General features: G+C 71.8%; 7 protein-coding genes and 1 pseudogene. 6 read left to right on the plus strand and 2 right to left on the minus strand.

From position 1 onward, the window contains the following. Window positions 1-309 precede the first annotated feature (309 nt). Both ACFVIM_RS32170 and ACFVIM_RS32175 read right to left on the minus strand, forming a co-directional pair. Entirely contained in the window at window positions 310-1,200 is an 891-nt protein-coding gene (locus tag ACFVIM_RS32170; protein ID WP_384309008.1) for a 2-hydroxy-3-oxopropionate reductase, read from the minus strand. Window positions 1,201-1,309: 109 nt separating this feature from the next. Continuing rightward, on the minus strand, window positions 1,310-2,146 hold the full coding sequence (locus ACFVIM_RS32175) for a TIM barrel protein (RefSeq protein WP_384309010.1): 837 nt from the start codon (window positions 2,144-2,146) through the stop codon (window positions 1,310-1,312). Between the two features lie 141 nt (window positions 2,147-2,287). Between ACFVIM_RS32175 and ACFVIM_RS32180 the strand changes: the two genes are divergently transcribed. The 6 genes and pseudogenes from ACFVIM_RS32180 to ACFVIM_RS32205 all read left to right on the plus strand — a co-directional run. After that, window positions 2,288-2,587 carry a hypothetical protein gene (locus tag ACFVIM_RS32180; protein ID WP_384309013.1) on the plus strand — a complete coding sequence of 100 codons (300 nt, stop codon included), beginning with the start codon at window positions 2,288-2,290 and terminating at the stop codon, window positions 2,585-2,587. Between the two features lie 92 nt (window positions 2,588-2,679). Beyond that, window positions 2,680-3,051 (plus strand): helix-turn-helix domain-containing protein, encoded by a 372-nt coding sequence (locus ACFVIM_RS32185; protein WP_384309019.1) that lies wholly within the window; start codon window positions 2,680-2,682, stop codon window positions 3,049-3,051. A gap of 346 nt (window positions 3,052-3,397) precedes the next feature. Continuing rightward, on the plus strand, window positions 3,398-3,898 hold the full coding sequence (gene uraD / locus ACFVIM_RS32190; protein WP_384309022.1) for a 2-oxo-4-hydroxy-4-carboxy-5-ureidoimidazoline decarboxylase: 501 nt from the start codon (window positions 3,398-3,400) through the stop codon (window positions 3,896-3,898). Window positions 3,899-4,073: 175 nt separating this feature from the next. Beyond that, the gene (uraH, locus tag ACFVIM_RS32195; RefSeq protein ID WP_384309015.1) at window positions 4,074-4,484 is read left to right on the plus strand and encodes a hydroxyisourate hydrolase; all 411 of its coding nucleotides are present in this window, start codon (window positions 4,074-4,076) and stop codon (window positions 4,482-4,484) included. A gap of 8 nt (window positions 4,485-4,492) precedes the next feature. Then, window positions 4,493-5,383, plus strand: a complete 891-nt coding sequence (pucL, locus tag ACFVIM_RS32200) for a factor-independent urate hydroxylase (protein WP_384309017.1) — start codon at window positions 4,493-4,495, stop codon at window positions 5,381-5,383. Between the two features lie 91 nt (window positions 5,384-5,474). Then, window positions 5,475-5,614 (plus strand): annotated as a pseudogene (locus ACFVIM_RS32205) (8-oxoguanine deaminase); the annotation flags it as partial.

The raw sequence follows: 5,614 nt of genomic DNA on the forward strand, positions 1-5,614 counted from the left end.
CGGGTGGTGAACCGGGCGGCGCGGGCGCCTGGGCGCGACTGGGAAGTCGGCGCCGGACGCCGCCCGGAGTCCGAGGGCGCGGCTAGTGCTGTGGCCGGAAAGGTTCACCGGCCCGCGACGCCCGGCACGGCACCTCTCCCCCTGGGCCTTCGGCCCGGGGGTGCCCCCAGCGTTGTCGGACCACGCAAGTACGTCCAGTACGAGCCGTGGACCTCCGCCTTGCGATGCGTCCCCTCGGCCCTCGCGGGCCTGGGGAGACCCCATACACCGAACGCCGCGGGCCCACGGCAAACCTTTCCGGCCACAGCACTAGACCGCGTGGCCGGAGAGCCGTTCGACCGAGCGCAGCAGGGCCGAGTGATCGAGCCCCGCGTCCCCCTGGGCCCGCAGCGAGGCGATGAGCTGGGCGACGACCGCCCCGACCGGCAGCGCCGCCCCGACCGCGCGCGCCGCGTCCGTGACGATGCCCATGTCCTTGTGGTGCAGCTCGATCCGGAAGCCCGGACGGAAGTCACGGCTGAGGAAGGCGTCCCGCTTGCGGGCGAGGACGGTGGAGCCCGCGAGTCCGCCGCCGAGGACATCGAGTGCCGCGCGCAGATCGACCCCGGACTTCTCCAGGAAGACCACGGCCTCCGCGCACGCCTGGATGTTGACGGCGACGATGAGCTGGTTGGCCGCCTTCACGGTCTGGCCCGCGCCATGGGGGCCGCAGTGGACCACGGTGGTGCCGAGCGCCTCCAGCAGCGGGCGCGCGGCGTCGAAGTCCGCGCGCTCGCCGCCGACCATGATGGAGAGGACGGCCTCGACCGCGCCCGCCTCACCGCCGGAGACCGGGGCGTCGAGGACCCGGATCCCCTGGTCGGCGGCGGCCCGCGCCAGTTCCACGGAGGTCCGCGGGGTGATGGAGGACATGTCGATGAGCAGGGTCCCGGGACGGGCGTGGGCCAGGACGCCGTCGTCCCCGTAGACGACCGCCTCGACCTGGGGGGAGGCGGGGACCATCGTGATGACGACGTCCGCCTCCCGTACCGCGTCGGCGATCGAGTCGGCGGCCGTGCCCCCGGCCGCCGCGAGCCGGTCCAGCTTGGCCCGCTCCAGGGTGAAACCGGTGACGGGATAGCCCGCCTTGAGCAGGTTCTCGGCCATGGGGGAGCCCATGATGCCGAGCCCGACCCAGGCGACCTTGGGGAGTGCGCTCATGAAGGGGCCTTTCCGGGGTGGGTGCGGTGGGAGGGAGCCGTACGGTCGGCGGGGGCCGTACGGAGGGTCCCCGGTCGTCGGGGGCGGTACGGGGGGTGGGGCCCGGTCGTCAGCCGGTGGTGGCCGGGCGCGGGAGCCAGTCGAAGGTGTCCGCGCTCGCCCGGTCGCCCGGCTTGTACTCCAGGCCGATCCAGCCGTCGTACCCCGCCGCCGTGAGCGCGTCGAGCAGCCGCTCCAGCGGGAGGGAGCCGGTGCCCGGGGCGCCCCGGCCGGGGGAGTCGGCGATCTGCACATGACCGGTCCTCGGCGCGTGGGCGGCGATGGCCGCGCCGATGTCCTCGCCGTTCCGTGCCAGGTGGTAGACGTCGAACAGGAAACGGGCGTTGTCCAGACCGGTGGCGGCGTTGACCTTGTCGACGACGTCGACGGCCGCGGCGGCGCTCACCAGGGGATAGCGCGGTGACTCGGGCGCGTTGAGGGCCTCGATCAGCACGGTGGCGCCGATCGCGTCGGCGGCGCGGGCGGCCAGGGCCAGGTTCTCCAGTGCGAGGGCGTCCTGCGCCGCCGGATCCACGCCGTCGATCCGGTTGCCGTAGAGCGCGTTGAGCGCCCGGCAGCCCACCGAGGCGGCGAAGTCGGCCGCCACCTCGACGTTGGCGCGGAAGCGCGCGGACTCCTCGCCGGGCAGGGAGAGCGCGCCCCGGTCGGGGCCGGGGAGCAGCCCGGCGTAGAAGTTCAGCCCCGTCAGCGTGACGCCCGCGTCCTCCAGCGCGCCGCGCAGGGCGTCGAGTTCGGCGCGCGGCGGGTCGGGGTCCTCGGGCCAGGGCCACCAGAGTTCGACGGCGGTGAAGCCCGCGGCGGCGGCCGCCCGGGGGCGCTCCAGGAGCGGGAGTTCGGTGAACAGGATCGAGAGGTTCACGGCGAAGCGCTGGTCAGCGAAGCCCATAGCGGGAGCCCGCCCCTTCCGTCCGACATGGATTTCCGTATAGCGGAAGTCTGTTTCTGCTTAATGGAAGATTGAGGCTGGGGCTCCTGGCTTGTCAAGAGGGTGGCCCCGGTCGCGGTCCGGTCGCGTTAGGTTGAGCGGGTGCGATTGAGACTGGAGTTCACGACCGAGCCCTTCGACCTGGACGAGGCGCCCGGCCATGCCGTGGTCGGGCGTGAGGTGGTCCAGACGGCCGAACTGGAAGCGGTCGACGTCGGGCCGTTCGGCAACTCGGCCGAGGGGAGCGTCGACGCCGTACTGGCCGCCGTCGGCGCCCTGTTGCGGCGCACGCTGGAGGCCGGGGCGACCCGGGTCTCGCTCCAGGTGAACGTGGTGGAGGAGACCCGGTGCGGCGAGGGTCCCGACGGTGCGCGCCCCGGTGTCGGGGAGGCCCGGGGATGACCCGTCCGGAGGAGCTCGGCGCGGCGCCGGGCGAGGGGGGCGCGCGGGTGTCCGGCGCGGGGGTGGGCGGCGGGGAGGTGAGCGGCGCGGGGGTGGGCGGCCCGCACGCCCTCGCGCGTGCGGTCAGGCCGCTGGTCGACGCTATCGGCGCGGAGTTGGTCGCCCCCGAGGCGGCGGGTCCGGATGATGTGGTGCTCGCCTGGGAGGGCGAGGAGATCCTCGCGGTCCGGCTGCCCCAGCTCTCCGATTCGCTCGACCGGATCCTCGCCGGTCTGGAGCGCACCCATGGCCGCCCCCTCGCCGAGCTGGGTCGCAAGGAGAAGCAGCAGGTGGTCCGGGCGTTGGAGGCGCGGGGTGCCTTCTCCGTACGGCATGGGGTGGAGACCGTCGCCGGTGCCCTCGGGGTCAGCCGCTTCACCGTCTACAACTATCTGAACAGGGAGAACGCGGCGAAGGGCGACTGAGGGGCCGCGACCGGGCGTGGGGCGCCGGGGCGGCGCCGGCCGTCCAGCGATTTTCAACAAACTGTTGACGTTCTGTTCATTCAGAGCGTTAGCTATGCGCAGCCCGTTCGACGCACAGCGCACCCCAGCCACGGAGGCTGCCGTGACTTCGAGTTCAGAGCGCCTATCGGGAGGCACCCCCGACCCTGAGCACGCCGGGTCCCTTGAGCACATCGGGTCCCTTGAGCACATCGGGACACCTGAGCACACCGGGACCCTTGAGCACACCGGGACCCTTGAGCACGCGGGGTCCCTTGAGTGCACCGGGCCCGCCGCGCGTGCCGAGCCGCCGTCACGGGCCGCTCGGATCCCCCCGGGACTGGCCCGGTTCAACACCTCCCGGGAGAGCGAGGCCCGCGCCGCGCTCCACGAGGTGTGCGCCAGCGGAAGCTGGGCGGGTCACCTTCTCGCCCACCGCCCCTACGCCAGCCCTGACGCCCTGTTCGACGCCAGCGATGCCGCCATGGCGCGGCTGACGGCGGACGACCTGGCCGAGGCGATGTCCGGCCATCCGCCCATCGGGCGGCCCCGGCCCGGCGACCCGGTCTCCTCCCGGGAACAGAGCGGAATGACCGGTGCCGACGCGGGACTCAAGGCCGAGATGGCCGAGTTGAACCTCGCCTACCAGCGCCGGTTCGGACATGTCTTCCTGATCTGCGCCACCGGTCTGACCGGGGAGGAGATGCGGGAAGCGGCCAGGACGCGGATCGACAACCCGCCCGACCGGGAACGGGAGATCGTCCGCGGCGAGCTGGGCAAGATCAACCGCCTGCGGCTCACCCGGCTCGCGGCCGCGACCGGTCCATGAGACGGCCTCCCCGCCTCCGTACCCGGTGCGCGGCCGGAGCCCGTACGGGCGTACAGCGGGCGGACGGGAGGTCCGGATGGGCGCGGCACGGACGCGTACCGGAGGGTCGGCCCCGGCGGTCGTACCGGAGTGACGGCGTTCCACCCACCACCCCATGGATCACGGGAGTCCCCGTATGAGCACGGAGAAGACCGCTTCGGTCTCCACCCATGTCCTCGACACCGCCGTCGGCCGCCCCGCCGCCGGTCTCCCCGTCTCGCTGTCGGCCCGTGGCGGGCCCGGCGAGGGGTGGGTGGCGCTCGGCGGCTCGGTCACCGACGCGGACGGGCGCTGTACGGATCTGCCCCGGCCACCGCACGGCACCACCCAGGTACGGCTCGAATTCCGGACCGGGGACCCTCTCGGACCGGACCAGCACCCAGCAAGCCCATCGGCAGCCGAGGCGCGGCAGGACGCCCCCCGCGCACGGGACAGCGGTGCCTTCTTCCCGGAGGTGACGGTCGCCTTCGCCGTCAGCGCCGGGGAGCACTACCACGTACCGCTGCTGCTCAGCCCGTTCGGCTACTCCGTATATCGAGGGAGTTAGCACTCACGATGCCCACGATTCTCGGTCAGAACCAGTACGGAAAAGCGGAGAACCGCGTCGTCCGGATCGTCCGGGACGGCGATACCCACCACATCAAGGACCTCAATGTTTCCGTCGCCCTCTCCGGCGACATGGAAGACGTCCACCGCTCCGGATCCAACGCCCATGTCCTGCCGACCGACACCACCAAGAACACCGTCTTCGCCTTCGCGAAGGAACACGGTGTGGAATCCGCCGAAGCGTTCGGTGTCCATCTCGCCCGCCATTTCGTCACCTCGCAGGAGCCCATTCACCGGGCCCGTATCCGTATCGAGGAGTACGCCTGGGGCCGCATCGGCGACGGCGCCGGACACTCCTTCGTCCGCCAGGGACGGGAGACCCGCGTCAGCCAGATCACCTATGACGGCGCGGGCTGGGAAGTCCTCTCCGGGCTGCGCGATCTGACCGTCCTCAACTCCACGGACTCCGAGTTCTGGGGGTACGTCAAGGACCGGTACACCACCCTCACCGAGGCCTATGACCGGATACTCGCCACCGATGTGAGCGCCCTGTGGCGGTACTCCTGGCAGGACGACGGCCAGGCCGCGCCCGACTGGAACGGCTGTTACCAGCGGGCCCGGGACCATATCCTCGGCGCTTTCGCGGACACCTACTCACTCTCCCTCCAGCAGACCCTCCACCAGATGGGCGAGCGGGTCATCGACACCTGCGCCGAGATCGATGAGATCCGGTTCTCGCTGCCGAACAAACACCATTTCCTGGTGGATCTCGAACCGTTCGGGCTCACCAACGAGAACGAGGTCTACTTCGCGGCCGACCGTCCCTATGGGCTGATCGAGGCCACCATCCTGCGGGACGGGGCGACCGCGCGCATACCGGTCGACATGACCCATCTGTAGCTCCTCCCCGCCGGACCGGGAAGGTCCGTACCCGTACGCGGGAACCCGGTTCCCAGCGATCACTCGACAGCGTCGGAAACGAGGTCCCGCCGTGGCGGATTCGCGCATCGTGATTGAGAACTGTGCCATCGCGACCGTGGACGCGGCCGATACCACCCACGCCCGGGGACATGTCGTCGTCGCGGGCAACCGGATCGAATCGGTCGGCCCCGGCGCGGCGCCCCGCGGGAC

This window comes from Streptomyces sp. NPDC057638 (genome assembly GCF_042800315.1).
GTDB lineage: Bacteria > Actinomycetota > Actinomycetes > Streptomycetales > Streptomycetaceae > Streptomyces.